Here is a 26,380-nt window from a genome sequence, read left to right on the forward strand (position 1 = left end):
CGCTTCCACGAGTTAGGTTTACCGCGTGACGGACTCCTCCCATCCCCGCACCCCCGGGACGCATGCACCGCGCAGCTTCAAATACGTCCTCATGCTTGGCGCCCTGGCCGCGCTTCCGGCCCTCACCACGGACATGTACCTGCCCTCGCTGCCCGCAGTGGAAGCCGATCTGCACACCACCCAGACCGCGGCCCAGCTGACATTGTCCGGGACCCTCGTCGGGGCAGGCTTTGGCCAGCTGGTGATCGGCCCGTTCTCGGACCGGTTCGGGCGAAGGCTGCCGCTCATCATCGGCATTTCCCTGCACGTGGCCATCTCGCTGCTGTGCTCCATCACGCCGAACATCGAAACACTGACAGGGCTGCGCGTGCTGCAGGGCTTCTTCAACGCGGCCGCTGCCGTGGTGGCACTCGCCGTGATCCGCGACCGCTTCGTTGGCTCTGCCGCCGCCCGGCTGCTGTCCCGGCTGATGCTTGTCATCGGCGTGGCACCGCTGCTCGCGCCCACCGTGGGACAGGCGATCGCCGGGATCTGGAATTGGCGTGCCGTCTTCTACGCGCTGGCGCTCATCGGGGTGGTCCTGGTGGCAATCGTGCTGAAGTTCATGCCGGAGACGTTGCCGGAGGACCGTCGCAGCCCCGGCCACCCCAAGCACGTGGCCAGGGCCTACTGGGAGCTGCTGCGGGACAGGCATTTCATGGCGCTGGCCGTCATTCCCGGGCTGGGGCTGGCCCTGATCATGAGCTACGTGGTGGGATCGCCCTTCGTCTTCCAGAACGAATACGGCCTCACCGCCCAACAGTTCGCCCTCGTCTTCGCCCTCAACGGCGCCGCGCTCGTCCTCTCGGCCCAGCTCAACGCTGCCCTGGTCCGCAAATTCCCGCCGGTCCGCCTCCTGCGCACCGCGCTCGTGGTCCAGCTGGTCCTTGCCCTGCTGCTGCTCCTGGTGGTGGCCACCGGCGCCGGCGGAGCGTTCGGGGTGATAGCCGGACTCTGGCTGGTGCTGTCGATGCAGGGCATGGTCCCGGCGAACGCCTCCGTCCTTGCCCTGCACAATTACGGCCACATGGCGGGAACGGCGGCAGCGGTGATCGGTGCCCTGCAGTCCGGGGTGGCCGGACTGGTCAGCCCCCTGGTGGGGGTCCTGGGCGGAAATTCGCTGTCGATGGTCATTGTCATGATCGGCAGCTGCGCCCTGGCGGTCGCGGTGCTTGCCGTGGGAACTCCCGCGTTCCGGAAGGGCGGCTGGGCAGAAAACGCAGGGCTCGACGACGGCGAGCGCGTCAGTGCCGACGACTAGCTTTGCAGCACAGCGCCTTTACTGGACGGTGGCCGTCAGCCGGGCCACGTTGTCCACATACCGCGCCGCGAGCGGCCGCTTGACCCAGTCCGCAAGCTTAAGCTCGTGGGAGATGTCCCGGTAGGTGTCCTCCACCGCCCGCATCTTGTTCACGATGTCCTCGCCCAGGAGCATCACGGACACCTCAAGGTTCAGCGAGAAGGACCGCATGTCCATGTTGCTGGAGCCCAGGACGGCCACCTCGTCGTCGATGGTGAAGTGCTTTGCGTGCAGCACGAACGGGGCCTTGTACAGGTAGATGCGCACGCCGGCTTCCAGGAGGGCCTCATAGTAGGACCGCTGGGCGTGGTGGACCAGGAACTGGTCGCCCTTCTCGGACACGAACAGCTCCACGTCAACGCCGCGCTGGGCCGCCGTGGTGATGGCGTACAGCAGGGAATCGTCCGGAACGAAGTAGGGGCTGCAGATGGATATCCGGTGCTGCGCCGAGTAGATCAGGGTATTGAACAGGCGCAGGTTGTTCTCGGTGATGAACCCGGGGCCGCTGGGCACCACCTGGGCAGTGATGCCACCGGGATGGGGGTCGGAGGGAAGCTGCAGCTGGTGTTCCAGCGAATCGTCGGTTTCGCTCAGCCAGTCGGTGGCGAACACGACGTTCAGGGTGGTGACGATCGGTCCGCGCAGGCACGCCATCAGCTCCACCCATTCGCGGCCCGCCTTGCGGTGGCGGGGGTTGTTGTAGGAGGGCTCGATCAGGTTCTGTGACCCAGTGAACGCGATTTCGCCGTCCACCACCATGATCTTGCGGTGGTTGCGGAGGTCCGGGCGGCGCCACTGGCCGTGGATGGGCAGGAGCGGCAGCATCCGCTTCCACTGGATCTTGCCCGCTTTGAGGCGCTTCAGCAGCTTCTTGTAGCCCTTGATACGCAGCGTGCCAATGTGGTCGAAGAGGAGACGGACTTCGACGCCGCGCTCGGCGGCTTCCTCCAAGGCGGTGAGGAGATCGTTGGTGACGTGGTCCGAGCTCATGATGTAGAACTCGGCATTGACGAACTTCTTCGCCTTCCGCACCGCCTTAGTCATCTCCAGGATGGAGTCCGGGTAGCCGGGGATGAGGTCCACGGTGTTGCCGTCCACCATGGGCAGCGAACCCAGCGTGCGGTTCAGCTCAGCAGCGGACTTGACCCACTCGGGGCCGGGGTAGTCGCTTTCGACGTCGGAGAGCGACGTGATGCCGGCCCGCACCCGCTCGTTGACCAGCTGCTGCTGCGCGCGGCGCCGGCTGGACAGCTGGAAATTGCCGAACAGCAGGAACAGGACGATGCCCACGAAGGGAATGAAGAAGATCCCCAGCAGCCAGGCCATGGCCGTGGTGGGGCGTCTGTTGCCGGGAATGATGCCCAGGGCCAGGACCCGGATGGCCAGGTCTACAAAGCCAAGAAGCACCACCACCCACGTCGGCGCGGTGCCGGCAAGCGAAAAAGGCCACAACACGTCTATAACTCCCGGGAGATTGGGCTCCGGAGGACGGCTTCCGGCCGGGGCACTCTGCCCAGCTTATCCGCGGTGCCGCACTAAGCTGGTGCCATGACCTCTCCAGCCCCAGTGGTTCTCCTTTTCCTCGATCCCGCATTTCCTGACGGCAGGGTGGCCGATGCGTCCAAACCCCAGCTGCTGGTCACGGATCTTGGGGTTACCAGGGGCGACGGCGTCTTCGAAACCATGCTGGCGGTGGGCGGGTCAGTGCGGAAAATGCAGGCCCACCTGGACCGGATGGCAGGCTCCGCCGCGGCACTGGACCTGGACATCCCGGACCAGGATGCGTGGCGCCGCGCCATTGCCGCTGCCGTGGCGCGGCACCGGTCAGAGTACCCGCCCGCCGATCCTGCTGCCGATGAACTGGTGGTCAAGCTTGTGGTGACCCGCGGCGTGGAGGGTGCCCCCGCTCCTACAGCCTGGGTGCAGGCATCGCCCGCGGGGGCTGCCGGCCGCCGGCAGCGTGAAACAGGTATTGACGTCATCCTCCTTGACCGCGGCTACGACAGTGACGTGGCCGAACGGGCGCCCTGGCTGCTTCTGGGCGCCAAGACGCTTTCCTACGCCGTCAATATGGCCGCGCTCCGCTACGCGCATAAGCAGGGCGCGGACGACGTCATCTTCCTGTCCTCCGACGGCCGCGTCCTGGAAGGCCCCACGTCCACGGTGCTGCTGGCGCATGTGGGAAAGTCCGACGACGGCACGCCGGTGAAGCGCCTCATCACACCCCAGCTGGACAGCGGCATCCTCCCGGGAACCTCCCAGGGCGCGCTTTTCTCTGCCGCCAAGGCGGCAGGCTGGGAGCTGGGTTACGGCCCGCTGGAGCCGCAGGACCTCCTGGACGCGGATGCGGTCTGGCTGATCTCGAGCGTCCGCCTTCTTGCCCCTGTGAACACGATCGACGGCAAGCAGATCGGCAGCCCGTCCGTCCAGAAGGAGCTGACCGCCGAGTTGAGCGGACTTTTCGCCGGCATCCACTAGGCCCTGCAACAGGCGCTTAATCCCTTTTCCCGCACCCGCATCACCCGTAAGGTGTGGACCATGGACTCGCGAAACCTGCCGATCGAAAACCTGTCCTTCGACGACTGCTGGGAACTGCTTGAGAATGACACGGTGGGCAGGCTGGCCATCGTGGTGGACGGGCATCCGGAAATCTTCCCCGTGAACTACGTTGTGCACCTGCGCAGCATCGTCTTCCGCACCGCTCCGGGCTCAAAACTCTGGGGCGCCAGGATGGAGCGGCCGGCGGCGCTGGAAATTGACGGCTACGACCCCTCGACGGAACAGGCCTGGAGCGTAGTGGTTCGGGGCGACACGGAAATCATCGAGGACCAGGCCGTCCGGGATGCAGTGGACGGACTTGGCCTGGAGCCGTGGCAGCCCGGAGAGAAGGCCAACTATGTCAGGCTGAACGCCAAAGCGTTAACGGGCCGCAGGTTCCAGGTGAACCGGCCGGATGTCTGGAACACCCGGCTGCAGGACCGGCGCCGCGCGTCGTTCGAGTAGCGGCCGGCGGCGCCTTGTCAGGCGTGGGAAGTTGGACCCTTTCCGGAAAGCTGTGCTTCCAGCCCGGAAAGCAGGATGGTGAGTCCTTGCTCAAGCTCCGCGCCGCCGTCGTATTCTGCAAGGGCCGGCGCAAGGGCACGCAGCCTGGGAAACTCCTTGGCGGGCAGGCGGTGGAGCCCCAGCCGCAGCAGCACCTCGTTTTCTTCCGGGTCAACGACGTATTCCTGCAGTTCGTTGAGGATGTGTCCGTAGAGAAAGCCGTAGTAGGCGCGGTAGACGTGCAGCGCATCCGCCGGCTGGAACCCCGCGGCCACCAGCAGGGACAGGATCTGCTCGAGCGGCCGCAGCGTACCCAGGGGCCGTAGTCCCAGCGGCGTGGACAGGGGCCGCGTTACCAACAGGGGCACTACGTTGGGATGCTGAAGCGCCAGCGTCCGCAGGTTGTGGGCGATTCCCCGCAGTTGGGCCTTCCAGTCCGGGTCCTCGGGATGGATTCTGAGCTGATTGAGCACCAGTTCCGAGACCCCGTCCAGCAGGGCTGCCCGGTTTTCCGCGTACCGGTAAAGGCTCATGGGGTCCCTGCCGAGCTCTTGCCCCAGCCGGCGCATGGTCAGGGCCTCCAGGCCTTCGGCGTCAACGAGTTCCAGGGCCTTGGTTAGCACAATGTCCCGGCTCAGCCGGGTTTTGGGCGAACGAGGCCCGGAAGCTGCAGTGGAAGTCATGGATTGGTCCTCGCCCCGCCGGCGGTGGTCCCGGAGTTATTCAAGACGGTTGCCTCACTTGTAGTCTACGGGTAAAGTCTACAGTGTAGACAAGCGGTGAGAGCGCTGTTCGTCCCCTCAGTCTCAGCCGGGGATGGACTATATACCCCGATCGCCCCCGTGCAGGGGATCGCGGTTTGCTGTTGTAGCCACACGGCAGCGCCGAGCACTTAGCGAAGGGAGCCGTCATGGCTAACTCGCAGTTCGATCTGTTCCTCCACGAAGCAACCTATTCCGATCATGTATCCGATTCCAGCCTGAACCGCGACCGCCTCTACGGGCTGTACACCAGCTGGTGCGTGATCAATCAGCAGCCGCTCGGCAGCGAATCCACTTTTTGGTCAGCCATGAAGCACAGGATCAACCCCGGGCACAACGGACTCCGCATGAAGGGTCCAGCTGCGGCCGACTACATCCTCACCAGCTATCCGGGGCTTGTCTAGCTTCCCCGGCCCGCCTTGGGGCACCCCTTGGGCGCATGAACACATGCTGTGGCACTCCGGTGCCACGGCATTTTTCGTGCCCTGAAGCAGCCGCGGCCAAGGTTGAGGAGCGCGTCCCCGCCTGGGCTAGGTAGGGATGATCCGGAAGAGGAACCTGGTGCGCACCATCACCCACAGCAGTCCCAGGACCACGGCATAGGCCGCGGTGTTGAGGAAGATACTCTGCTGCTGCAGCGCCGGAATATTGGCTACGACGGCGATCAGCAGCACATGCATGATGAACACGTACAGCGTGGCCCGGCCCAGTGGAATCAGGAACCAGCCCAGCGCCCGCTGCACCGGCTTCCAGTAAGCGCTGAGGAATGCGTAGGCCGCCACCACCAGGACCATGACATTAAGCAGGCGGCCTGGAGCCAGGTACGTGCGGCCGAAGAGTGCGTCATACATGGCGCGGTATACGCCGTCCGGCATGAGCGCCAGGCGGACGTCGTAGTTGTTCGCCAGGTAGGGATTCCCCCAGGACAGGAAGGCCAGCGCGAACGCCGCCGCGGTGCAGGCAACCACCACCCACGTATGCCTCGACAGCCAGGCAACGACGGCACGGCGGTGATAGCCGGCAACCAGGCCCAGCACGAACAGCACCTGCCACACCAGCAGGGGGAAGGAGTCCTCGAACTGCGACGGCAGGACCCGGAACCTGGTCACGGCACCAACTGCATACACTGCAAGGGTCGCGGCCAGCACCCAGACGGCCTTTCCGCGGTTCAATGCGGCCAGGATGAGCGGGCTGACCAGTAAGAGCACCACGTAGAGGCCCATGACGTTGAATTGCCAGGGCCCAAACTGCAGCAGCACGATGGCCGGAAGCACCTGGGGCGGCACGGGGAACTGGAACAAGGACGACATGCCCGCATAGAGGTCGTAGGTCCGGCCGGCACCGTTGTGCCCGGCGCCGCCGGTTCCCTGGTCCACGAAGGTTGTGAGCGCCTCGGCGTGGAAGAACGGGAGCAGGGACAGCAGGAAGACCCCGATCAGCACGGCGAGCGCCGTCAGGTAGAGCTTGCCTGCGCGGCGTGACGTGAGGTCCACAACCCGGCCGAAGTCCTCCTTGGCCTTGGGCCCGTACACCATGCCCACCACCAGTCCGGAGAAGAGGACGAACAGCTCTGCGCCTGACACGAAGCCCACGGCTTCCTGCGTGAGCAACTGGAAAAGCGAGGCCATGCCCAGGTGGTTGACCACCACGAAGACGATGGCCATTCCGCGCAGCAGGTCAACGCGCGAGTCCCTGGTGGAAGGATCCTGGTAGCTCCAGGCTGTGGCTGCATTGATCCTGCGCGGAACCTGCCACAGGGCCACCAGGAGGATGACCATGGCGGCGGCAACAGTCCAGGCAGCAGGCCCGGACAGGGTGTTGGCGCGGACATAAGTGCCGGTGGGTGCCTGATCGGTGACAGGGCCGGTCACCATCGGGGAGGCCTTCAGCCTGTCCACCGCAGCCTTGGCAATGTCCGGGTTTCCGGTGAGCAGCCAGCTGATGCTCGCCACGCCGGTGTCCCTGGTGCTGGTGCGTTCGTCCCATACGACGGCAGCCGTGCGTGCGAACTCCAGGGAGGTGGCAGTTCCCGCCACCTGGTCCCACCAGCCGGTTTTGATGCCGGCTTCGGGCGCGCCGCCGGTTGAAGGGCTGTAGAACGCCGCGGTCTGGAGGAGGAAAGGCTTCCTGCGCCCCTCCGAGTAGGTGGCGTAGAAGTTTTCGCTTCCGGAGGCTGTCAGCATCTCCTCAAGCTCGCCGGCCCGCGGCAAGGTGTTGACGGCGGCCCCGCCTGCGGTGTCGTCGTGGTAGGCGGCCAGGCCCACCCAGTCCACGGCGTCGTCGCCCGGGTAGTACGGTGCGTAGGCGTTGTCGCTTCCGTTCCAGGTGCCGTCCCCGTTGGTGTCCAGGAGCGCGAACCCCTCGCTTCCTGGCTGCGGCGCATTCCGGCTCCGGTCAAAGGGTAGTCCTTGCCCAGGTAAGGCGCCCACACCATGGTGGCCCGGCCGCCGTCGTACTTCTTGAATGCCCTGGACACCTCCTGGAAAGCCTGGCGGTACTCGGCGGACTGCTGGCCCCAACCCACCCAGCTTGTGTTCATGTCAGGGGCGAACCGGATCAGCAGCTGGCTCTTGAACCCGGATGTGAGAGTGTGCACCTGCTGCGCAAAGGCTTCGGCTTCTGCAGTGCCGAGCTGGTCCAGCGGCACCGAGGGCTTGACCGTAAGCAGGGCGTGGGCACCTTTGGCTGCGGCCTGCTGCAGGAAGCCGTCGACGTCGTTCCGTTCGGAATCACGGAACGGAAGGGTGATGTCGTGGCCGAAGACAGCAGGGGTGGCGCCCAGCCGGTCACTGAAGCCTGCAGCGGTATCCTCGCCCCACTCGAGCACCGCACCCAGCCACGGCTTGCCGCTGTCGGGTGCAGCCTGCGCCGGACCTGCCGGCGCCAGCACGGCCAGGAAGGCGATGACGATGGCCGCTAGAAAGGCAGCCACAGAGCGCGGACGGTTTACGTGGCTGGTGGCGCGGTGATGCGATGTGATTGCCCGCATGCTGACAAGGACCCCCGGTACTCTTTGCTCTGCTGCCCGTTGCTTAGGCGACGGGGTGGTGCCCCCGGTAAGAACTTTATCCGGCGGCCGGCCCGTGCGTATCGCCTGGCCGTCCGGTGAATTACGGAACATGACGACGGCGGCGGTGCGGCCTGGGAGCGCAGGTGTTACGTTTTTGGGGAGTAATGAGTACCGGTGTGAAGCCCTGACTGGCCGGTCGGCAACCCTCCCTTTCGCGGCGGGGTGCCTCAGGTGAATACTCGGCATATCGACCGATTCGAGCTGCAAGCGTGAAAGAAGGAGATCCGTCGTGTCCGACGCACCCGCCTCTGAGGAAAGACTGTCCTACCGCCTGATTACCGGCGCGGACAACCGTGAGTTCTGCGAGCGGATCTCCGCTGCACTCGCGGACGGTTACGTGCTGCACGGCAGCCCCGCAGCAACCTTCAATGGCACCACCGTCATCGTGGCGCAGGCCATCGTCCTTCCGGCCGCGATCGCCTCGGCAAACGCCGCCGTTGCAACGGCCGTTGACGAGCTTGAGGGCGAGTTCGACGGCGAGTTTGATGGCGAGGGCCACGCATGAGCTACGCCGGAGACCTGACGCCGCAGGAAGCCTGGGCCAAGCTGGAGCAGGGCGCCGTCCTGGTGGACGTCCGTACCGAGGGCGAATGGGCCCACATCGGCATCCCGGACACCAAGGCCACGGACAACGACCCACTCTTCATCCAGTGGACCTTCCCCGGCGGCATCCCCAACCCAGACTTCATCAAGGATCTGACGGACCAGGCGCCGGAGGACCCGGGCACGGAACTGGTGTTCCTGTGCCGCTCCGGCAAGCGCTCCGTCGCCGCTGCCACCGCCGCCACCCAGGCGGGTTTCACCGCCTACAGCGTCCTCGAGGGCTTCGAGGGCGATCCCGACCGCTTCGGCGAGCGGACCGTCAATGGCTGGAAAAACCGCGGCCTGCCCACCAACCTCGGAAAGAACTAAGTGAGCTTCAACCACGACGCCCCCAGCTGGAACCCCGACACCCAGGCCGTCCGCGGCGGGCTGGACCGCAGCAACTTCCAGGAAACGTCCGAGGCCATCTTCCTCAACTCCGGCTTCGTCTACGAATCCGCAGCCGCTGCTGAACGCGCCTTCACCGGCGAAGACGAGCGCTTTGTCTACTCCCGCTACGGCAACCCGTCCGTGGCCACGTTCCAGGAACGGCTCCGGCTGCTCGAAGGCACCGAAGCGTGCTTCGCGACGGCGTCGGGCATGTCCGCGGTGTTCACCGCCCTGGGCGCCCTGCTGGCAGCCGGCGACCGTGTAGTGGCCGCCCGCTCGCTGTTCGGTTCCTGCTTCGTGGTCCTGAACGAGATCCTGCCCCGGTGGGGCGTGGAGACCGTGTTCGTGGACGGCCCGGACCTGGACCAGTGGCGCGAAGCGCTCTCCAAGCCCACCACGGCTGTCTTCTTCGAATCCCCATCCAATCCCATGCAGGAAATCGTGGACATCGCCGCGGTCAGCGACCTGGCGCACGCGGCCGGGGCCACCGTGGTGGCGGACAACGTCTTTGCCACTCCCCTGCTGCAGCGCTGCGGTGACCTGGGCGCGGACGTCATCGTCTACTCCGGCACCAAGCACATCGATGGCCAGGGCCGGGTGATGGGCGGCGCCATCCTGGGCACCAAGGAGTTCATTGACGGCCCCGTAAAGCAGCTGATGCGCCACACCGGCCCCGCCCTGTCCCCGTTCAACGCCTGGGTCCTGACCAAGGGCCTGGAAACCATGGGGCTGCGCGTCAACCACTCCTCCGCCACGGCCCTCCGGCTTGCCGAGTGGCTGGAGGAGCAGCCGGCCGTGAGCTGGGTGAAGTATCCGCTGCTGAAATCGCACCCGCAGTACGGGCTGGCGGCGAAGCAGATGAGCGCAGGCGGCACCGTCCTGACCCTGGAGCTTGCCCCGTCGGGCGGACGCTCCGGCAAGGAAGCCGCCTTCGCCCTGCTGGACGGGCTGCGGATCATCGACATCTCCAACAACCTGGGCGATTCCAAGTCACTGATCACGCATCCCGCCACCACCACGCACCGCGCCATGGGCCCGGAAGGACGAGCGGCCATTGGCCTGAGCGACGGCGTGGTCCGCCTCTCCGTGGGACTGGAGGATGCGGACGACCTCATCCGCGACCTGGAGCAGGCGCTCAAGCAGATCTAAGTTTTCGACGCGCTGCGGTGTTCCCGCGGCGCATATTCCCTGGCGCGGCCCGAATGTGGGCCGCGGGAAGGAAGCACGGCGTCGAAGAGGAAACTCCGCGCCGCGGCGGGTCAGGCCTGGCGGACCCGCAGCAGTTCCGGTGTGTCCTCCACGTCTCCGAGATCCAGCGCTCCGCGCATGGTCACCTGCACGCCCTGGCGCACCACGGCGCCAAACCCCATGTCCTCAGGCGGCGGACCGGCAAGGGCTTTGTCCCGGGCGCGGCGTTGTTCGGCGGCCCCTGTTCCGCGGGCGATGATCTCCTCCACACCCTGCCGGGCCAACGCCAGCTCGCCTTGCTCCTGCAGGACGGGGGCCAGGTAATCCACCAGGGCACGGGCCACATCCGCGGCGGGGGCGGGACGGAAGTTGCCAAAATCCAGGAGCTCGCCGCTAAGCCCCTCGCTGCTGGCCTGCCAGGAGGCCATTCGCAAAAGAACTGTGGGAACGGGTGTGGGATCAACGTCGTCCCGCCACTCCCTGCTGGCAGATTCCACCAGCGCCCGGACCAGCACGGCAATAAGGGCTGCGTCCTCGGCCCGCAGGCATACATCCGCCACCCTCACCTCAACGGTGGGGTGGTTGCGGGACAGGCGGGCATCAAAGTACAGCATCCCCTCGTCCAACATGACCCCGGTATCCAGCAGCCGCGTCACCACCCTCCGGTAGGCGGGGTAGGTGCCGTAGATGCCTGCCGGCCCTGCCGTCGGCCACCGGTTCCAGGCCTGGGTCCGGTAGCTTTCGAACCCGGTGGGCACCCCGTTCCAGAAGGGTGAATTGGCGCTCAGCGCCGTCAGGACCGCCAGCTTGTCCCGGATGCGGTCCAGGACCGCCACGCCTTCCTCCGGCGATGCGATGTAGGTGTGGACGTGGAAGCCGCAGGTCAGCTGCTCCTGTGCAGTGAGGCCGAAGCGTTCCAGCATCCTGGCGTAGCGCGGATCCGGGGTGGTATGGCTGGGGGATGCCACCGGCGAGGTGGCAAGGGCCGCCACCCTGGCACCGTGTTTCCGGGCCGCCTGGTCCGCCAGGGCACGGCCGGCGCGGATCTGTTCCAGGAGGCTGCCGTAATCCACGCATGGCCGGGTCTGGGTCTCGATCTGCTCAAGCTTCAGCTCGGCACTCAGGCCCATCTCGTCGTCGTAATCCCCGTGGTTCCCGGCGTGATGCGTGTCCGGTTCCACGGGAAGATCGTCCGCCGCAACGCGGTGGCCGGCAAGGAGGGCGTCAGCCAGCGCAAGCGGTTCCCCGGACTCCGGATCAACGATCAGGAGTTCTTCCTCTACGCCGAACGTACGCATACGAACATTTTGCGGCAACGCAGGGATATTGGAACTGTCACACGCGGTTCATGACAAACCGTGAATGCCTAGTCCTGGAAGTACTCCACCTTGGCACCGATAGTGTTCAAACGCTCCGCCAGGTCTTCGTATCCGCGCTCGATCACGTAGATGTTCCGCAGTTCGGACACGCCGCGTGCTGCCAGCATCGCCAGCAGCAGGCAGGCCGCCGGGCGGAGTGCTGGCGGGCAGCCAACCTCGGCGGCACGCCACTTGGTGGGCCCGTTGACGTAGATCCGGTGCGGGTCCAGGAGCTGTACCTGGGCGCCGAGCCGGTTCAGCTCGGTGAGGTAGATCGCCCGGTTTTCGTAGACCCAGTCGTGGATCATGGTCTGGCCATGGGCGTTCGCGGCGATGACGGCGAAGAACGGCAGGTTGTCGATGTTCAGCCCGGGGAAGGGCATGGGGTGGATCTTGTCCTCGGGGGCGCGCAGCTCGGAGGGTTTGGTGGTGACGTCCACCAAGCGGGTGCGGCCGTTGCGGGCCATGTACTCGCCCGAAATCTCAAGCTTCTGGCCCATTTGGCCCAGGGTGGCCAGCTCGATTTCCATGAACTCAATGGGAACGCGGCGCACCGTGACCTCCGAGTTGGTGACGATGCCGGCCGTGATGAGGCTCATGGCTTCGATGGGGTCTTCGGAGGGGAAGTATTCGATCTCGGCGTCGATCTCGGGCTGGCCGGTGATCTTCAGGGTGGTGGTGCCCACGCCCTCAATGGTGACGCCCAGCATCTGTAGGTAGAAGCAGAGGTCCTGGACCATGTAGTTGGGGCTGGCATTGCGGATCACGGTTGTTCCCGGCCGGTGCGCCGCCGCCATGATCGCATTCTCGGTGACGGTGTCGCCGCGCTCGGTGAGGACGAAGGAACGGTCGCGGGTGTCGGCAGGAGGTGCCTGGACGGTGTAGAAACCGGCCGTGGCTTCCACCGAGAGGCCGAACTCGCGCAGTGCCTGCATGTGGGGCTCCACCGTGCGGGTGCCAAGGTCGCAGCCGCCGGCGTAGGGCAGCCGGTACTCCCGCGATTCATCCAGCATGGGGCCGAGCAGCATGATGACGCTGCGGGTCCTGCGTGCCGCGTCCACGTCCATCGCTTCGAGGTCCAGGACGGCGGGACGGCGGAGGCGCAGGTCCGTGTCGTTAAGCCAGGTGCATTCCACGCCGATGCTGGTGAGCACCTCGACAATGCGGTTAACTTCCTCGATGCGGGCCAGCCGGCGGAGCACGGTGGTGCCGCGGTTGATCAGGCTGGCGCAGAGCAGGGCGACGCCGGCGTTCTTGCTGCTGTTCACGTCCACTGCACCGGAAAGGGTGCGGCCGCCCTCTACCCGCAGGTGGGTCATCTGCGGCTTGCCCACGTTGACGATGCTGCGGTCGAAGATGTTTTCCAGGCGCTGGATCATTTTCAGGCTCAGGTTCTGCTTGCCCTGTTCCATCCGGGCCACGGCGCTCTGGCTGGTGCCTAGTTCGGCAGCCAACTGGCCCTGGGTCCACCCCTTCTCGCTCCGGGCGTCCCTGAGCATGGCGGCAACGTGTTCAGCGGTCTCTTGCGTCATACGCCGAATATATCATAAATGAGTTATCCAGCCTGCCCAGCACCTACCCAAGAGCCCGTTTGGGGGATACGGAAAGGCTGTACCCATCACGTGCGATAGGGAAGCCTAGGTAACACTCGGGCCCGGGACTTAGCTTCCCAACCACACCATGTTCCAGGTACCGGCGGTAACAGCCGCAAAAAGGGCAAGCCCAGCCACCACGACGCCGCCGGCCACTACTCCGAGATCCAGCACGCTGAAGGTTGATTCCCGCGCCCAGGTCCGCGTGGCACCGCCAAAGCCCCGCGCTTCCATGGTGACGGCCAGCCTCGACGCGCGCCGAATGGCCTGCACCAGGAGCCCGAAGCTTTGCCCCAGCGTGGCCTTCACCCGCTGGCCCAGGCTGCCGCGTGAACCCACGCCGCGGGCACGCCGCGCCATGCCGATGGTCTGCCATTCCTCGGCCATGAGCCCCACCAGCCGCATTGCGGCGAGGGTTCCCAGGACAAACCGGTGCGGCAGGCGCGCTTTCTGCGCCAGCGCATCGGCGAGGTCCGTGGGATCGGTGCAGCTCATCAGGAGCACCGCCGGAAGGGCGATGGCAAAGCCGCGCAGGAGGAAGCCGATCCCCAGCTGAAGGGAACCTTCGCTCATGGTCCAGATGCCGGCGTCGAGCAGGATCCTGCCGCTGTCCGGCGCCAGGATGGACGTGCTCCAACCGCCTATGGCGGCCGCGAGGATCAGCGGCCAGCCCCGCTGCCACAGCAGGGACAGGGTGAGCCCGGCCAGGGGAAAGAGCAGAAGCTCGAAGACCAACGCCACGGATGCCGAGACCCAGTCGATGGACAGGGCAAGGACGGCGGTGATGAGCAGGACCGCCGCGAATTTGCTGAGCGGGTTGGCGCGGGTGAGCACGGCCCGGTTGCCGCTGAGGGTGAGTTGCTGCCTCATGGCGCCACCGTTTCCGCAGCCACCATCCGCAGCTCCTCGCCGCCCAGCGCCTCGGTGAATTCGGCATCATGGGTCACCGAAACCACCGCCGTTCCGGCATCAAGCAGCTCGGACAGGAACGAGGCCAACTCGGCCCAGGTGTTGGCATCCTGCCCGAAGGTGGGCTCGTCAAGGACCAGGACCCGGGGGCTGGCGGCAAGGACGGTGGCCACGGACAGCCGCCGCTTTTCACCGCCGGAGAGCGTGTACGGGTTCGCATCCACCAGCTGGGTGAGCCGCAGCCGCTCCAGCAGCTCGTCAACCCGGTCCTCGCCATGGCCCAGGTGCCGGGGGCCAAAGCGCAGCTCATCCAGCACTTTGCCGGTCACGAACTGGTGCTCAGGCTCCTGGAACACCGTCCCTACGCGGGAAATCAATTGCTCGGCCTTCCACCGGAACGGGTCGATGCCCGCACCCCGGCTGAGGTCCAGGGTGGCGGAGACTTTCCCGGAGACCGGTTCCAGGAGGCCGGCAAGGGTCAGCGCGAAGGTCGACTTGCCGGCGCCGTTGGGACCGGTGATGGCCAGGGCTTGCCCGGCGCGGACCTGCGCGGCCACGCCTTCCTGGACGGGGACGGGCGGGATCTTCCGGAAGCCCTTGCGACGGGGTCGTTCGCGGGAAACACCCAGCTGTTCGGCCGCCAGCAGGAGATTCCCCGTTCCCGGCGCCTGCACCGCAGCCCGGGCACGGGTGGCCGGGACGTAGCCTGGAACCCACACCCCCGCCGCGGCGAGCATGGTGCGCGCCTCACTGAGTACCCGGTCCGGCGGCCCGTCCAACAGCACGGCGGGCTCGGAGGCGGAGCCCGGCTGCAGGACCACGATCCGGTCCACCAGGTCCTTCCACACCGACACCCGGTGCTCCACCACCACCAGGGTGGCCCCGGTCTTGTCCAGGCAGCGCGCCACGGCGTCGCGGACTTCCAGCACCCCGTCCGGGTCCAGGTTGGCGGTGGGCTCATCCAGCAGGATCAGCCCCGGGCGCATGGCCAGGATCCCCGCCAGCGCCAGGCGCTGCTTTTGCCCGCCGGACAGGGCCGACGTCGGGTGGTCCAGCGGGAGGTGGGACAGTCCGACGTCGGCAAGCGCCTCGTGCACGCGCGCCCAGATGGCGTCACGCGGCACGGCAAGGTTCTCGGCTCCGAACGCGACATCGTCCCCCACCCGCGACAGGACCACCTGCGTCTCCGGGTCCTGCTGCATCAGGCCGGCGCGGCCGCGCTGGGAGCGGGGCACAGCGCCGTCAACCAGCAGCGAACCCGACTCGTCGGCGTCGCCCGCCTCGCCGTCGTCGTCAATGTCTCCCAGTACGCCGGCCAGCGCATGCAGGAGCGTCGACTTTCCGGCGCCCGAGGGGCCCAGCAGCAGCACCCGCTCGCCGGGGCTGATGTCCAGGTCAAGGGCATGGACGGCGGGCCTGGCCCTGCCGGCATGCCGCCAGCCCCAGCCGCGGGCAGTGACCGCCGCGGGGCGGACGGCGCCGGCTGCGCCCTGGGAGGGTGCCATCAGGAGAAGACTGGCTCCGTGGCAGCCCTGCGGGACGCGAAGGAGCTCAATACGCCGGTGCGGGCCAGGCCGCGGGTGGCGAGCCAGGACAGGCCTCCGGCCAGGACGGCGCCGGATATCGTGGCGAGGACGATGTAGGCGAACTTGTCCGCACCTGAGTAGGCGATGTTCCAGCCCCACGGCGCGAACGAGTCATTCAGGCCGCAGAAGAAGCCGGCCGCGGCGCCTGCCAGCAGGGAGACGGGCAGGTTGAACTTGCGGTAGGCGAAGATGATGAAGATGATCTCCGCACCCAGGCCCTGGATTAACCCCGAGAACAGGACCGAGGCGCCGTACTGCGAGCCCATAAGCAGCTCTCCGGTGGCGGCCACGGTCTCGCAGAACAGCGCCGCGCCCGGCTTGCGGATGATGAGCATGCCCAGCACGCCCGGAATCATCCATCCGCCGGCCAGCAGACCGGTGAGCGGCGGGTAGGCCGCGTTCATGGGGGCGGACAGTGCTGCCGCGCCTTGGTCCCATGCCCAGAAGATGACGCCGCCGGCGATGGCCACCAGCGCGGCCACCACGATGTCCACGACGCGCCAGGACCTGCTGGTGGTCTTCTTGATTGCTGCAGTGCTCATGTGATCCTCCTGGGAAACAGGAGGGGAAAGTGGACCGGCTGACGGCCCGTTGCCGTGCAGCCGCGACACTTTGAGAACTCGACTCCCTTGCGCCGGTACTAACCGGATCAGGTTCGAGGGTCTGCGGCTGTCCGCACTCTCAGCGCCCACCTGCGGTGCCCGGCTTTAGCCAGGATGCCCGACGGCGGCGCTCCCCTGTCGTTTTTAGTGTTGCTTTTTGGTTTGGGTAAGGCTTTTGATTTGCCCATCCGGGCGTGGTCCAGTTTACACCGAACGGCGCTGGATTGAGGGCTGCGGGCGCCAACCGGACAGGATGTGACCGGCCGTGCGTGGTGGCGCGAGGCATGGAAATAAGCGCGCTTAGCTTTTATTAGTAATCATGCTTACTATGTTGTCTCCCGGGTTTCGAGGAGTACGGGCACATGGGACTCACCATGGTCGGCCCCGCGTTCGTTCCCGTCAGCAGCGCGGCAGACCAAGGAGCACCATGAGAATCCCGGAAACCAGAGGCCCCGTCAGCAGCGCACTGTTCAAAGTCCTGGCGCAGGCTCCGGACGCCGCGGGGCCAGGCCTGGATGGGCTGTACTCCCTGATGGTGCGGCAGCTGGCCGGAACCGGCGACATCATTGCCGACGAGGACATCCAACTCGCACTATTCTGCCTTTACGAACTCCATTACTCCGGACTGGACGGCGTTTCAGACAGCTGGGAGTGGGAGCCTGCGCTGATCAGGGTCCGGCGGCTGATCGAGGAACCCTTCGAAGCGGCACTGCGCGCTGCCGCCAAGGAGGCGGCAGGAAACTTCGAACTGCCCGACGGAATTGCCATGACCAGTGACGCCGTTGCCGACGTCCTCTTCGGCCTGGCCGCCACGGACACCGGCCCCAGCCTGTCCCGCTACGTGGCCCGGAAAGCCACCCTGGACCAGCTCAAGGAGTTCCTGGTCCACAAATCCATGTACCAGCTGAAGGAAGCCGACCCGCACACCTGGGCCATTCCGCGGCTCAGCGGCAGGCCGAAGGCGGCCCTGGTGGAAATCCAGGCGGACGAATACGGCGGCGGCCGGCCTGAGCGGATGCACAGCGCGCTGTTCGCCCGGACCATGCGAGGCCTGGGCCTGGATGACAGCTACGGCGCCTACGTGGACACGGTCCCGGCAATCTCCCTGGCTTCCGTCAACCTCATGTCGCTCTGCGGCCTGAACCGCCGGCTCCGCGGTGCCATCACCGGGCACCTCGCCATCTACGAAATGACCTCCTCGCAGCCCAACCGCTTCTACGGCAACGGATTCCGCCGGCACGGCTTCGGCCCTGACATCACGCACTACTTTGACGAGCACGTGGAGGCCGACGCCGTGCACGAACAGATTGCGGGACGGGACCTCGCCGGCGGCCTGGTGGAAGCCGAACCGCAACTGCTTGCCGATGTCCTGTTCGGGGCGACGGCGGTCATGGCCATCGACACCCGCCTTACCGCGCACCTGATGTCGTCCTGGGAAGCCGGGCAGACATCGCTCCGGGCGGCCGTGCCGGCGGCAGCGTGACAGCCGCGCCCGCGACAGTCACTCCCGGGGCAAGGGAAGGGCGTCCCCGTTTGGTCCCCGATGCGGAGTACATCCTTCCCCTGCGCTGGACGGAGGACTCGGGCCTGGCAGAGTTGGCCGGTTACCTCCGCCAACTGGTGGGCTGGATCCCGGTCACCGTGGTGGACGGCTCAGACCCCGACCTCTTCGACCGGCACCGTGCCACGTTTCCCGCAGCGGTCCGCCACATCCGGCCGGACACCCCGCCGGACAGCATTGCCCTTCACGGGCAGGCCAGTAACGGCAAGGTGGCAGGCGTCATGACCGGCGTGCGCACCCCGGGTGCGCCGTTCCTTGTCGTAGCGGACGACGACGTCCGCTATACGCGCGAGGCCCTCGCCGCCGTCGTCCATCACCTGGAATCCGCTCACGTGGTACGCCCGCAGAACTACTTCACCCCCCTCCCATGGCACGCCCGCTGGGACACGGCCCGGACCCTGCTCAACCGCGCTTGGTCGGCCGACTACCCGGGAACGCTGGGGGTGCGCCGCGACGCGCTGCTGGCCACCGGCGGCTATGCCGGCGTCCTGTTCGAAAACCTCGAACTCATTAGGACCATCAAGGCCGCAGGCGGGAGCGAGCGGACACTTGCGGACCTGTTCGTGGCCCGCAGGCCGCCCACCGTGCGGCATTTCCTGCGCCAGCGGGTGCGCCAGGCGTACGACGGCTTCGCCCAGCCTCGGCGGCTGGCCGCCGAGCTTGCCCTGTTCCCGGCAGCCGCAGCCGCGCTGTTCCTTCCGGGCAAAGGGCGGGCAACCACCCTGTGCGGGCTCGCCGTGGCGATCACCACCGCTGCAGAGATTGGACGACGGCGGCACAACGGTACCGCCGTCTTCCCCGCCTCGGCAGCCTGGTTCGCTCCGCTGTGGGCACTTGAGCGGGCCACCTGCGTGTGGCTGGCCCTCGGGTTCAGGTCGAGGGGCGGCGTTCCCTACGCGGGCAGCAGGATCAGGACGGCGGCGCACTCCGAGGCGGAGCTCCGGCGGCGCCACGGGGGCAGGCTGCAGGGCGTCCCGGGCAGAGGGGTCCCGGACAAACGCGTCCCGGGCACACCAGGAACAACAAGGATGGATGCGGTGCAGGCATGAATCGTGAACAGCATGGAACAGGAGCCGACCTGGAACAGGTGAATGTGGAGCGGGCAAATGCGGAGCAGGACCCGGCCGCGAGCTCCATCGTGGTCTGCCCGGACGGGCCCCTGATTGTCCGCGGTGAGTTTGAGCTCGTCACCCCGTCCGGCGGTGCCGTACCGCGGGACCGGAAGACGGTGGCCCTGTGCCGGTGCGGGGCCTCCGCCATCAAGCCGTACTGCGACGGCACGCACAAGCTGATCAAGTTCCGCACAGAGCCCCCGGCTGCTTAGCCAGTCCAGCAAGCTCCGCCTGCCTGCCACGCCCTTGCTCCGACTCTTGCCGGGTGGTTGGCGGGTGTGCGGCTAGGCTGGGGACAGTCCGTTTTCCGCCCGCAAGGAGTAATAGGAATGAACCTTTTCATCAAGCTGCTCGGGACCGGGGTGAGCCTGGGTGCAGGCCTGGCCGGCACCAAGCTGGTCAACACCATCTGGGAAAAGACCACGGGACAGAAGCCGCCCACCGGCAAGCACGAGGACGTCCCCACCAGCCTGCGTTCGGCGTTGACCTTCGCGCTGATCTCGGCATCGGTGAGCGCCATCATCCAGGTCCTGGCCAACCGCGGCACGCAGCGTGCCATCACCCGGTTCGCCAAGAGCCAGGACATCGTCTAGCTCTTCCTTACCGCTGCCGGCCGTCGTCGGGGCTGTCCTTCCGGGCAGCCTCGGCGGCGGCTTTTTGCACCACGGCCTCCAGCTCATCGGCGGTGAGCAGTTCCCGGTGCAGGTGCTTGGTGCGGTAGCCTGCGCGGCCCACCATGTGCGCGGACACCGGCACCGTCAGAAGTTGGAAGATCCAGGCCACCACCAGCACCGGCCACACCCACCATGTCCGTATCTGCAGCCCAATGGCGGCGAGCAGGAGGAACAAGCCCAGCACCTGGGGCTTGGTGGCCGCGTGCATGCGGCTCAGCAGGTCCGGAAAGCGGAGCAGGCCGATGGCCGCGCCCAGGGACATGAGTGCCCCCACCACCATGAATATGGCCGAAACCAGGTCGATCCAGGCGTCGGGGCCGGAGAAGTCAGGATTCATCGGGTTTCACCCTCCGGTCTGCTACGAAGCGTGCCACGGTCACAGATCCGATGAAGCCAATAATGGAGATGGCCACCACCAGCATCAGGTTGTTCAGGTGCCGGTTCACGGCCATGTCGATGCACAGCGCCCCGCTCAGGATGGCCAGCAGGACGTCGGTGGCGAGAACCCGGTCCAGCAGCGACGGCCCGCGGGCAATCCTGATGATCGCTCCGGCGGCGGCCAGCGAGAAGATGACGGCTGTAACAGCCAGGACAACGGGCATCATGCGGCGGCCTCCATTCGGACGGCTTCAAGTTCTTCCCGGCTGCCCATGATGCGGATCAGGCCGGCCTCAATGGACCGGACTTCGTTCCGCAGGCCCTCCACGTCTTCCGGGGAGGTGATGTTGAGTGCGTGCAGGTAGAGGGTGGATGTCGAGCGGTCCACCTCAACCACCAGCGACCCCGGGATCAGGGAAATGACATGCCCGGTGGCGGTGACGATCAGGTCCTGGTGGCTGCGCAGCCGTACGGCGACGACGGCGTTGGTCACCTTGGGGCCGCGGACCGTGGCGAGGTAGAGGACCTGCGCGCTGGCCACCACCACCTTCCACAGGAACACCAGGGCAAAGGGCACGGCATGAAGGATATTGAAGCGGCCGCTGAGCTCCACCGGCGGAAGGTAGAAGAGCCGGGCCACCCCTACGGCCAGCAGGGCACCGAACAGGAGGTTGCCAGGGCTGAAATCCTGCCAGAGGGCGCCCCAGACAATCACCAGCCAGACCAGGAGCGGCAGTTCCTGGCGCAGGGAGATGCGTTGGCGGCTCATCGTGTTCCTCCCCCGGTGGAGGTCCCTGCAGCGGCTCCCGGTACAGCGGTGCCCTCCCCCAGGACCGCATGGATGTACGGGGTGCGCTCAAGCATGTCGCGGGCCGCCCGGTCCGACAGCCCGAACAGCGGCCCCGCGAACACGGAGAGGGCAACGCCAAGCGCCACCAGGCCCGCCGTCGAGCCCACCATGGTGCGCGGCAGGAGGGTCACGGTGCTGTTGGCCTTGGCTCCGGGCCCGGAAGCCCTCGTCCCAGGGGTGGCAAGCAGCACCGGGTCCGGATGTTCGGCGTCGGTCGGACGGCGCCAGAAGGCACGGTTCCAGACCCTGGCGATGGCCAGCAGCGTCAGGAGGCTGGTCACCACCCCGCCGATCACCAGGGCGTAGGCCAGCGGCGTGCCCAGCTCAATGCCTGCCTGCATCAGCCCCACCTTGCCGAGGAACCCGGAGAACGGCGGAATGCCGGCCAGGTTCATGCCGGGGATGAAGAACAGCAGGGCCAGCATGGGCGACAACTTGGCCAGGCCGCCCAGCCGGTCCACGGAGGAGCTGCCGCCCCGGCGTTCGATGAGCCCGGTCACCAGGAACAGGCTGGTCTGGATGGTGATGTGGTGCGCCACATAGAAGACGGCAGCCGCCAGCCCCACGGCCGAGGACATGGCCAGCCCGAACACCATGTAGCCGATGTGGCTGACCAGGGTGAACGAGAGCAGACGTTTGATGTCGCTCTGGGCCAGCGCACCCAGAATGCCCACCACCATGGTCAGCAGCGCCGCCACCATGAGCGGCGTGTTCAGGGTGTCGCCGGGGAACAGCAGGGTCTCGGTGCGGACCATCGCGTACACGCCCACTTTGGTGAGCAGGCCGGCGAACACCGCGGTGACGGGTGCCGGGGCCGTGGGGTAGGAGTCCGGGAGCCAGAAGGACAGGGGGAAGACGGCGGCCTTGATGCCAAACGCCACCAGCAGCATCACGTGCAGGAGGGTCTTGGTGCCCTGGTCCAGTTCGCCGAGCTTGATGGCCAGGTCCGCCATGTTGACCGTTCCGGTGGCCCCGTAAACCATGGCGATCGCGATCAGGAACAGCACGGAGGACACCACGGAGACCACCACGTAGGTGACGCCTGCCCTGATGCGCGGCCCGGTGCCGCCCAGGGTCATCAGCACGTAGCTTGCGGTCAGCAGGATCTCGAAGCCGACGTACAGGTTGAAGAGGTCCCCGGACAGGAAGGCGTTGGACACCCCGGCCACCAGGATCAGGTAGGTGGGGTGGAAGATCGAGACCGGGGCGTCCTCGTCGCCGTCGGCCATGCCCTGTCCGGTGGCGTAGATCAGCACGGCCAGGCTCACGGCGGAGGACACCACCAGCATCAGCGATGAGAACTGGTCCACCACCATGACGATGCCGAACGGCGGCACCCAGCCGCCAATGGTCACCGCCGTGGTGCCGCCGCTCCAGGCGGACGCCAGCAGGAGGCATTCGAGGAGCAGGGTCAGCGAGAGCAGGCCGATGCTCACCCCACGCTGGGCCCGGGAGTGCCGGATCAGCAGGAAGGTGAGGGCGGCGCCCAGGATGGGAAGTACGACGGCGAGCGGGGCCAGGCTTGCAATGTTCACTTGCCGCCTCCTTCCGGGTTGGGGTCAACGTTGAGCGAGCCGGGCTTTTCCTCCGCGGCAGCGTGTTCTGCGGGCATCTCCCGGCCCCCGGCCACCAGCGTGGCCACGGGCTGGTCCGTTTCCTGGCTTCCCACACCCCTTTCGGAGCCGGCACCGGGCGTTCCGTGGTTGGAGACGTCCCGGCCGTCGGACCCGAGCATGGTGAGCGGGAACTCGGAGGTTTCCGCGGGGATTTCGGCGTCGTCCTCGGCGTCGAAGCTGGGGGTTGCCGCCACGCGGCGGTCCTCCAGGTCATCCTGGATCTCGTCCTGGCGGGCCAGGACCCAGGTGCGGTAGATGATGCCCAGCATGAACGCCGTGACGGCGAAGGAAATCACGATCGAGGTCAGGATCAAGGCCTGCGGCAACGGGTCGTTGTAGTCCTGGGCGGCCGTGTCCTTGGCAAACAGCGGAGCCAGGCCAGCGTATCCGCCGGTGGCCAGGATCAGCAGGTTGGTGGCGTTGGCCAGGAGCATCAGCCCCAGCAGCACCCGGGTGAGGCTGCGTTCCAGGATCAGGTAGATGCCGCAGGCGTACAGGGCGCCCATCACGATCAGCAGGGTCAGGTTGACGCTCATGCGTGGCCCTTCGCGGTGGTCTCGGCAGGAATCCCGTCCGGTTCCTGTTCCTGCTGCTCCGGGCCATCGAGGCGTTCGGGTTCCTGCCCGTGCCGGTCGTGGTCCGGTTCGTGGCCGCCCTCCGCGGACCGCTCCTCCATGTGCTCATCGATTTCGGCCCCGAGGCTGCGCAGCACATCCAGCACCAGGCCCACCACCACGATGTACACGCCGATATCGAAGATGGTTGAAGTGACGAACTTGATGTCCCCGAACACGGGCAGCCACACCTCGATAATGGCGGACTGGAACACCTGGCCGCCCAGCAGCAGGGGCATCACGCCTGAGATTGCAGCCAGGGCCAGCCCGGACCCCAGCAGGCCGCCGGCACTGATCGGCGCCGCTTCCCGGAGTTCGAAGCGCCCGCCCGCCAGGTAGCGGATGGTCAGGGCAAGCCCTGCCGTGAGGCCGCCGGCAAAGCCGCCGCCGGGCAGGTTGTGGCCTGCCAGCAGCAGGTACAGCGAGAAGATGATCATGGAGTGGAAGATCAGCCGGGTGATTACCTCGAAGATGATGGAACGGCGTTCCGGTGCCAGTGTCCTGCCGGCCACGATCCAGGCGTCGCTGGCCGAGGCCGCGAACTTCCGGCTGATGGCCAGGGCTGCCGCGTCACGGGAGCCGGGGTCCACGCCGCGGTAGCGTCCCACCGTGCCCTCGGCAACGGAGGCCGAGGACTGCAGCCGGTCACCGCGCCCCCGCACGAAGATCAGGCTGGCCACCCCGGTGGCGGCGAGCGCCAGCACGCTGATTTCACCGAACGTGTCCCAGGCACGGATGTCCACCAGGGTCACGTTGACCACGTTCAGCCCGCCGCCGCCCTCGTACGCAAGCTGCGGGAACTGCAGCGAGATGGGAATGGCCGTGCGGGCACCCATGGCGAAGATGGCGGCGAACACCATGGTCACGCCGAACCCCAAGCCGATGATGACACGCACCACCCGGTACCTGCCGCCGGTACGGTCCCGCAATTCGGGCGGCAGGCTGCGCATGGCCAGGACGAAGGCCACCAGGATGATGGTCTCCACCAGCATCTGGGTCAGGGCCAGGTCCGGGGCACCCTGCAGCGCAAACACCAGCGCGATGCCGTACCCGGTCACCGACACCATCAGGACTGCAAGGAAGCGTTTGTTGGCCTTGACGGCGGCGAGCGCGCCGATCACGATCCCTACGCCCGCTACGAGCTGCAGCGGGGAGTTGGGATCCACCAGGTAGATGTTCTGCGGCATGGCGCTGCCGCCCAGCAGGATGGCCACGAGCGGCAGGACGAATGCCACGCTGAGGATCACGGCAAGGTAGAAGTACAGCGAACCGCGCTGAGTGCGGCCGGTGATCCAGACCGCCACGTCATCCAGGGCCCCGATGGTCAACTGGTAGGCGCGGTCGCCGTCCACCCACGCCGGGACCAGGGACTGGGCGCGGGCCACCGCGTTGCGGCCAACGTACATGGCGGCACCCAGCACAAAGGTGAGGGCTGTCAGCCCAAGCGCCGGGGTGAGGCCATGCCATAGCGCCAGGTGCCCTGCCTGCTGGGCCGGAGTGCCGGCGTCGGGCGCTGTGGAAGCGAAGAGCGCAGCGTACGGCTGGATCCAGTCGTCCACCGGAACCGGCCAGAGCCCATAGGCGATGGTGAGGAGGCTGAGGATGGCAGGGGCGGCAAGGAAGGAGGGCGTGATCGCCTTGAACGGGGTGGGCTCCACGCCGCGCTTGACCGCAAAAGCACCCCACATGAAGCGGGCGCTGTACGCAAAGGTGAGGATGGAACCCAGCACCAGCCCCACCAGGACCACCAGGCCCCAGGGACCGGAGTGCGGCTCCAGGGCGTGGTGTACGAACGCTTCCAGCACCGATTCCTTGGCCATGAAGCCGCCCAGCAGTGGAATGCCCGCCATGGACGCGGCCCCGATTCCGGCCACGATGCCCAGGGCGCGTGAGGAGCGGAAGACACCGGACAGCTTGCGAACATCACGGGTTCCGGACTGGTGGTCGATGATGCCCACCACCAGGAAGAGCGTGGCCTTGAACAGGCCGTGGGCCAGCAGCATGGCCAGGCCCGCGAGCGCGGCATCGGGGGTTCCCAAGCCCACCACCATGGTGAGGAAGCCCAGCTGGCTGACGGTGCCGTAGGCAAGGATCAGTTTGATGTCGGTCTGCCGCAGCGCCCGGTAGCCACCCACCAGCATGGTGGCCAGGCCCAGCCCCAGGACTACGGGCTGCCAGTACGCGGTCTCGGAGAAGCCGGGCGCGAGCCGTGCCACCAGGTAGATGCCGGCCTTGACCATCGCCGCGGCGTGCAGGTAGGCGCTGACGGGAGTGGGCGCGGCCATGGCGCCGGGCAGCCAGAAGTGGAACGGGACCAGGGCGGACTTGGTGATGGCACCCACCAGGATGAGGACGACGGCGGCGCTCACCATGGCGGCCGACGTTCCGGTTGCGAGCGACGCGGCCTGCTCCAGGATGCCGGAGATGCGGTAGGTCCCGGCGGTGTAGCCGAGCATGATGAGGCCCACCAGCATGGCCAGGCCGCCGGCGGTGGTGACCATCAATGCCTGGAGGGCGGAGCGCCGGGCGGCAAGCCGGGTCCGGGCGAAGCCGATCAGCAGGTAGGACAGGATGGTGGTCAGTTCCCAGAAGATGAACAGCAGCAGGAGGTCATCCGCTGTGACCAGTCCGAACATGGCACCGGCGAAGGCCAACAACTGGGCACCGAACGCACCCAGGTCCTGGTCCTTCCTCTTGAAGTACCGCGCACAGTAGACCAGCACCAGGGAGCCGACGCCCAGCACCAGGAGGGACATCACCCAGGCCAGCGCGTCCATGCGGAAGGCCAGTTCCAGATGGAGGCTGGGGATCCAGTCGAACGTTTCGGTGATGGCTCCGGCGCCGGAATAGATCGGGCCGTGCTGGAGCATCAGCCAGCCGAAGGAAACCGCGGGAACTGCAGCCAGCGCGTAAAAGGCGTTCCGGCCCCAAACCCTGAAGAGGAAGGGCGCGAGGACAGCCACCGAAAAGTGCACGGCAAGGACTGTGATCACTGTATTCTCCGCAACGTCAGGGATTCGATTGTCAAAAGTTGGAGCAGGCGGCAAAAAGTTAGGTCCGGGAGGGTTTAGTTTATCAAGGCGTGCCTGCCAGCCTTCCCGTTCAATGGCTCCCCACCCGGGCAGAATCCCCGGCAGCACGGGCCGGAGCTCCCCG

Annotated in this window: 24 protein-coding genes, 1 pseudogene and 2 riboswitches; of the genes and pseudogenes, 11 read left to right on the forward strand and 14 right to left on the reverse strand. The window is 66.8% G+C overall.

Features of this window, described 5'->3' with window-relative positions:
- The first annotated feature begins 25 nt into the window (after nt 1-25).
- On the forward strand, nt 26-1,300 hold the full coding sequence (locus LFT44_RS18625) for a multidrug effflux MFS transporter (protein WP_236799931.1): 1,275 nt from the start codon (nt 26-28) through the stop codon (nt 1,298-1,300).
- A gap of 18 nt (nt 1,301-1,318) precedes the next feature.
- Here LFT44_RS18625 and cls read toward each other — a convergent pair whose 3' ends face one another.
- Nucleotides 1,319-2,794 (reverse strand): cardiolipin synthase, encoded by a 1,476-nt coding sequence (gene cls / locus LFT44_RS18630; protein WP_442863757.1) that lies wholly within the window; start codon nt 2,792-2,794, stop codon nt 1,319-1,321.
- Between the two features lie 93 nt (nt 2,795-2,887).
- On the opposite strand from cls, the gene LFT44_RS18635 reads away from it, so the two are divergent.
- On the forward strand, nt 2,888-3,817 hold the full coding sequence (locus LFT44_RS18635; RefSeq protein ID WP_236799932.1) for an aminodeoxychorismate lyase: 930 nt from the start codon (nt 2,888-2,890) through the stop codon (nt 3,815-3,817).
- Between the two features lie 60 nt (nt 3,818-3,877).
- Complete coding sequence (locus LFT44_RS18640) at nt 3,878-4,342, forward strand: pyridoxamine 5'-phosphate oxidase family protein (RefSeq protein WP_236799933.1); 465 nt, start codon at nt 3,878-3,880, stop codon at nt 4,340-4,342.
- A gap of 17 nt (nt 4,343-4,359) precedes the next feature.
- On the opposite strand, the gene LFT44_RS18645 is transcribed toward LFT44_RS18640, so the two are convergent.
- Nucleotides 4,360-5,064 carry a TetR/AcrR family transcriptional regulator C-terminal domain-containing protein gene (locus LFT44_RS18645; RefSeq protein WP_236799934.1) on the reverse strand — a complete coding sequence of 235 codons (705 nt, stop codon included), beginning with the start codon at nt 5,062-5,064 and terminating at the stop codon, nt 4,360-4,362.
- Between the two features lie 227 nt (nt 5,065-5,291).
- On the opposite strand from LFT44_RS18645, the gene LFT44_RS18650 reads away from it, so the two are divergent.
- The gene (locus LFT44_RS18650) at nt 5,292-5,546 is read left to right on the forward strand and encodes a hypothetical protein (RefSeq protein WP_236799935.1); all 255 of its coding nucleotides are present in this window, start codon (nt 5,292-5,294) and stop codon (nt 5,544-5,546) included.
- Between the two features lie 126 nt (nt 5,547-5,672).
- Here the strand turns inward: LFT44_RS18650 and opgC are convergent.
- Nucleotides 5,673-8,131: pseudogene (gene opgC / locus LFT44_RS18655) on the reverse strand (OpgC domain-containing protein).
- A gap of 181 nt (nt 8,132-8,312) precedes the next feature.
- Nucleotides 8,313-8,428: riboswitch (SAM riboswitch) on the forward strand.
- Nucleotides 8,429-8,441: 13 nt separating this feature from the next.
- Between opgC and LFT44_RS18660 the strand changes: the two are divergent.
- From LFT44_RS18660 to LFT44_RS18670, 3 genes are read left to right on the forward strand one after another with little or no spacing between them, the layout of a single operon-like run.
- Nucleotides 8,442-8,717, forward strand: a complete 276-nt coding sequence (locus LFT44_RS18660) for a DUF1737 domain-containing protein (RefSeq protein ID WP_236799936.1) — start codon at nt 8,442-8,444, stop codon at nt 8,715-8,717.
- On the forward strand, nt 8,714-9,124 hold the full coding sequence (locus LFT44_RS18665) for a rhodanese-like domain-containing protein (RefSeq protein WP_236799937.1): 411 nt from the start codon (nt 8,714-8,716) through the stop codon (nt 9,122-9,124). Before LFT44_RS18660 ends, LFT44_RS18665 begins: the two co-directional genes overlap by 4 nt.
- Complete coding sequence (locus tag LFT44_RS18670) at nt 9,125-10,333, forward strand: O-succinylhomoserine sulfhydrylase (RefSeq protein WP_236799938.1); 1,209 nt, start codon at nt 9,125-9,127, stop codon at nt 10,331-10,333.
- Between the two features lie 110 nt (nt 10,334-10,443).
- Here LFT44_RS18670 and LFT44_RS18675 read toward each other — a convergent pair whose 3' ends face one another.
- The 5 genes from LFT44_RS18675 to LFT44_RS18695 all read right to left on the reverse strand — a co-directional run bounded on the left by LFT44_RS18675 (nt 10,444) and on the right by LFT44_RS18695 (nt 16,359).
- A complete protein-coding gene (locus tag LFT44_RS18675) occupies nt 10,444-11,670 on the reverse strand; it encodes a glutamate--cysteine ligase 2 (RefSeq protein ID WP_236799939.1) in 1,227 nt (408 codons plus the stop codon).
- Between the two features lie 68 nt (nt 11,671-11,738).
- A complete protein-coding gene (locus LFT44_RS18680; protein WP_236799940.1) occupies nt 11,739-13,262 on the reverse strand; it encodes a UDP-N-acetylglucosamine 1-carboxyvinyltransferase in 1,524 nt (507 codons plus the stop codon).
- 129 nt (nt 13,263-13,391) lie between these two features.
- Complete coding sequence (locus tag LFT44_RS18685; protein ID WP_236799941.1) at nt 13,392-14,192, reverse strand: energy-coupling factor transporter transmembrane component T family protein; 801 nt, start codon at nt 14,190-14,192, stop codon at nt 13,392-13,394.
- Entirely contained in the window at nt 14,189-15,736 is a 1,548-nt protein-coding gene (locus LFT44_RS18690; protein WP_236799943.1) for an ABC transporter ATP-binding protein, read from the reverse strand. The genes LFT44_RS18685 and LFT44_RS18690 overlap by 4 nt, the downstream gene beginning before the upstream one ends.
- Nucleotides 15,736-16,359 carry an ECF transporter S component gene (locus tag LFT44_RS18695; RefSeq protein ID WP_236799945.1) on the reverse strand — a complete coding sequence of 208 codons (624 nt, stop codon included), beginning with the start codon at nt 16,357-16,359 and terminating at the stop codon, nt 15,736-15,738. Before LFT44_RS18695 ends, LFT44_RS18690 begins: the two co-directional genes overlap by 1 nt.
- Before the next feature lie 66 nt (nt 16,360-16,425).
- Nucleotides 16,426-16,566, reverse strand: a riboswitch (TPP riboswitch).
- Between the two features lie 280 nt (nt 16,567-16,846).
- Between LFT44_RS18695 and LFT44_RS18700 the strand changes: the two genes are divergently transcribed.
- From LFT44_RS18700 to LFT44_RS18715, 4 genes are all read left to right on the forward strand, one after another.
- Nucleotides 16,847-17,902 (forward strand): iron-containing redox enzyme family protein, encoded by a 1,056-nt coding sequence (locus LFT44_RS18700; RefSeq protein WP_236799946.1) that lies wholly within the window; start codon nt 16,847-16,849, stop codon nt 17,900-17,902.
- A gap of 50 nt (nt 17,903-17,952) precedes the next feature.
- Nucleotides 17,953-19,029, forward strand: coding sequence for a glycosyltransferase (locus LFT44_RS18705; RefSeq protein WP_236799947.1), 1,077 nt, complete (start codon nt 17,953-17,955; stop codon nt 19,027-19,029).
- A complete protein-coding gene (locus LFT44_RS18710; protein ID WP_236799948.1) occupies nt 19,026-19,304 on the forward strand; it encodes a CDGSH iron-sulfur domain-containing protein in 279 nt (92 codons plus the stop codon). Before LFT44_RS18705 ends, LFT44_RS18710 begins: the two co-directional genes overlap by 4 nt.
- Nucleotides 19,305-19,421: 117 nt before the next feature.
- Nucleotides 19,422-19,685, forward strand: a complete 264-nt coding sequence (locus LFT44_RS18715) for a DUF4235 domain-containing protein (RefSeq protein ID WP_236799950.1) — start codon at nt 19,422-19,424, stop codon at nt 19,683-19,685.
- A 7-nt stretch (nt 19,686-19,692) separates the two neighbouring features.
- Here the strand turns inward: LFT44_RS18715 and mnhG are convergent, their stop codons facing one another.
- From mnhG to LFT44_RS18745, 6 genes are read right to left on the reverse strand one after another with little or no spacing between them, the layout of a single operon-like run.
- A complete protein-coding gene (gene mnhG / locus LFT44_RS18720) occupies nt 19,693-20,103 on the reverse strand; it encodes a monovalent cation/H(+) antiporter subunit G (RefSeq protein WP_236799952.1) in 411 nt (136 codons plus the stop codon).
- On the reverse strand, nt 20,093-20,371 hold the full coding sequence (locus tag LFT44_RS18725) for a monovalent cation/H+ antiporter complex subunit F (RefSeq protein ID WP_236799955.1): 279 nt from the start codon (nt 20,369-20,371) through the stop codon (nt 20,093-20,095). The genes mnhG and LFT44_RS18725 overlap by 11 nt, the downstream gene beginning before the upstream one ends.
- Nucleotides 20,368-20,913, reverse strand: coding sequence for a Na+/H+ antiporter subunit E (locus tag LFT44_RS18730; RefSeq protein WP_236799957.1), 546 nt, complete (start codon nt 20,911-20,913; stop codon nt 20,368-20,370). Before LFT44_RS18730 ends, LFT44_RS18725 begins: the two co-directional genes overlap by 4 nt.
- Entirely contained in the window at nt 20,910-22,529 is a 1,620-nt protein-coding gene (locus LFT44_RS18735) for a Na+/H+ antiporter subunit D (protein WP_236799959.1), read from the reverse strand. The genes LFT44_RS18730 and LFT44_RS18735 overlap by 4 nt, the downstream gene beginning before the upstream one ends.
- Nucleotides 22,526-23,146 (reverse strand): Na(+)/H(+) antiporter subunit C, encoded by a 621-nt coding sequence (locus tag LFT44_RS18740; protein ID WP_236799962.1) that lies wholly within the window; start codon nt 23,144-23,146, stop codon nt 22,526-22,528. The genes LFT44_RS18735 and LFT44_RS18740 overlap by 4 nt, the downstream gene beginning before the upstream one ends.
- Nucleotides 23,143-26,217: a Na+/H+ antiporter subunit A gene (locus LFT44_RS18745; protein ID WP_236799964.1), complete on the reverse strand. Its 3,075-nt coding sequence runs from the start codon at nt 26,215-26,217 to the stop codon at nt 23,143-23,145. The genes LFT44_RS18740 and LFT44_RS18745 overlap by 4 nt, the downstream gene beginning before the upstream one ends.
- Between the last annotated feature and the right edge of the window lie 163 nt (nt 26,218-26,380).

Source organism: Arthrobacter sp. FW306-05-C, from assembly GCF_021801725.1.
Taxonomy (GTDB): Bacteria; Actinomycetota; Actinomycetes; order Actinomycetales; family Micrococcaceae; genus Arthrobacter.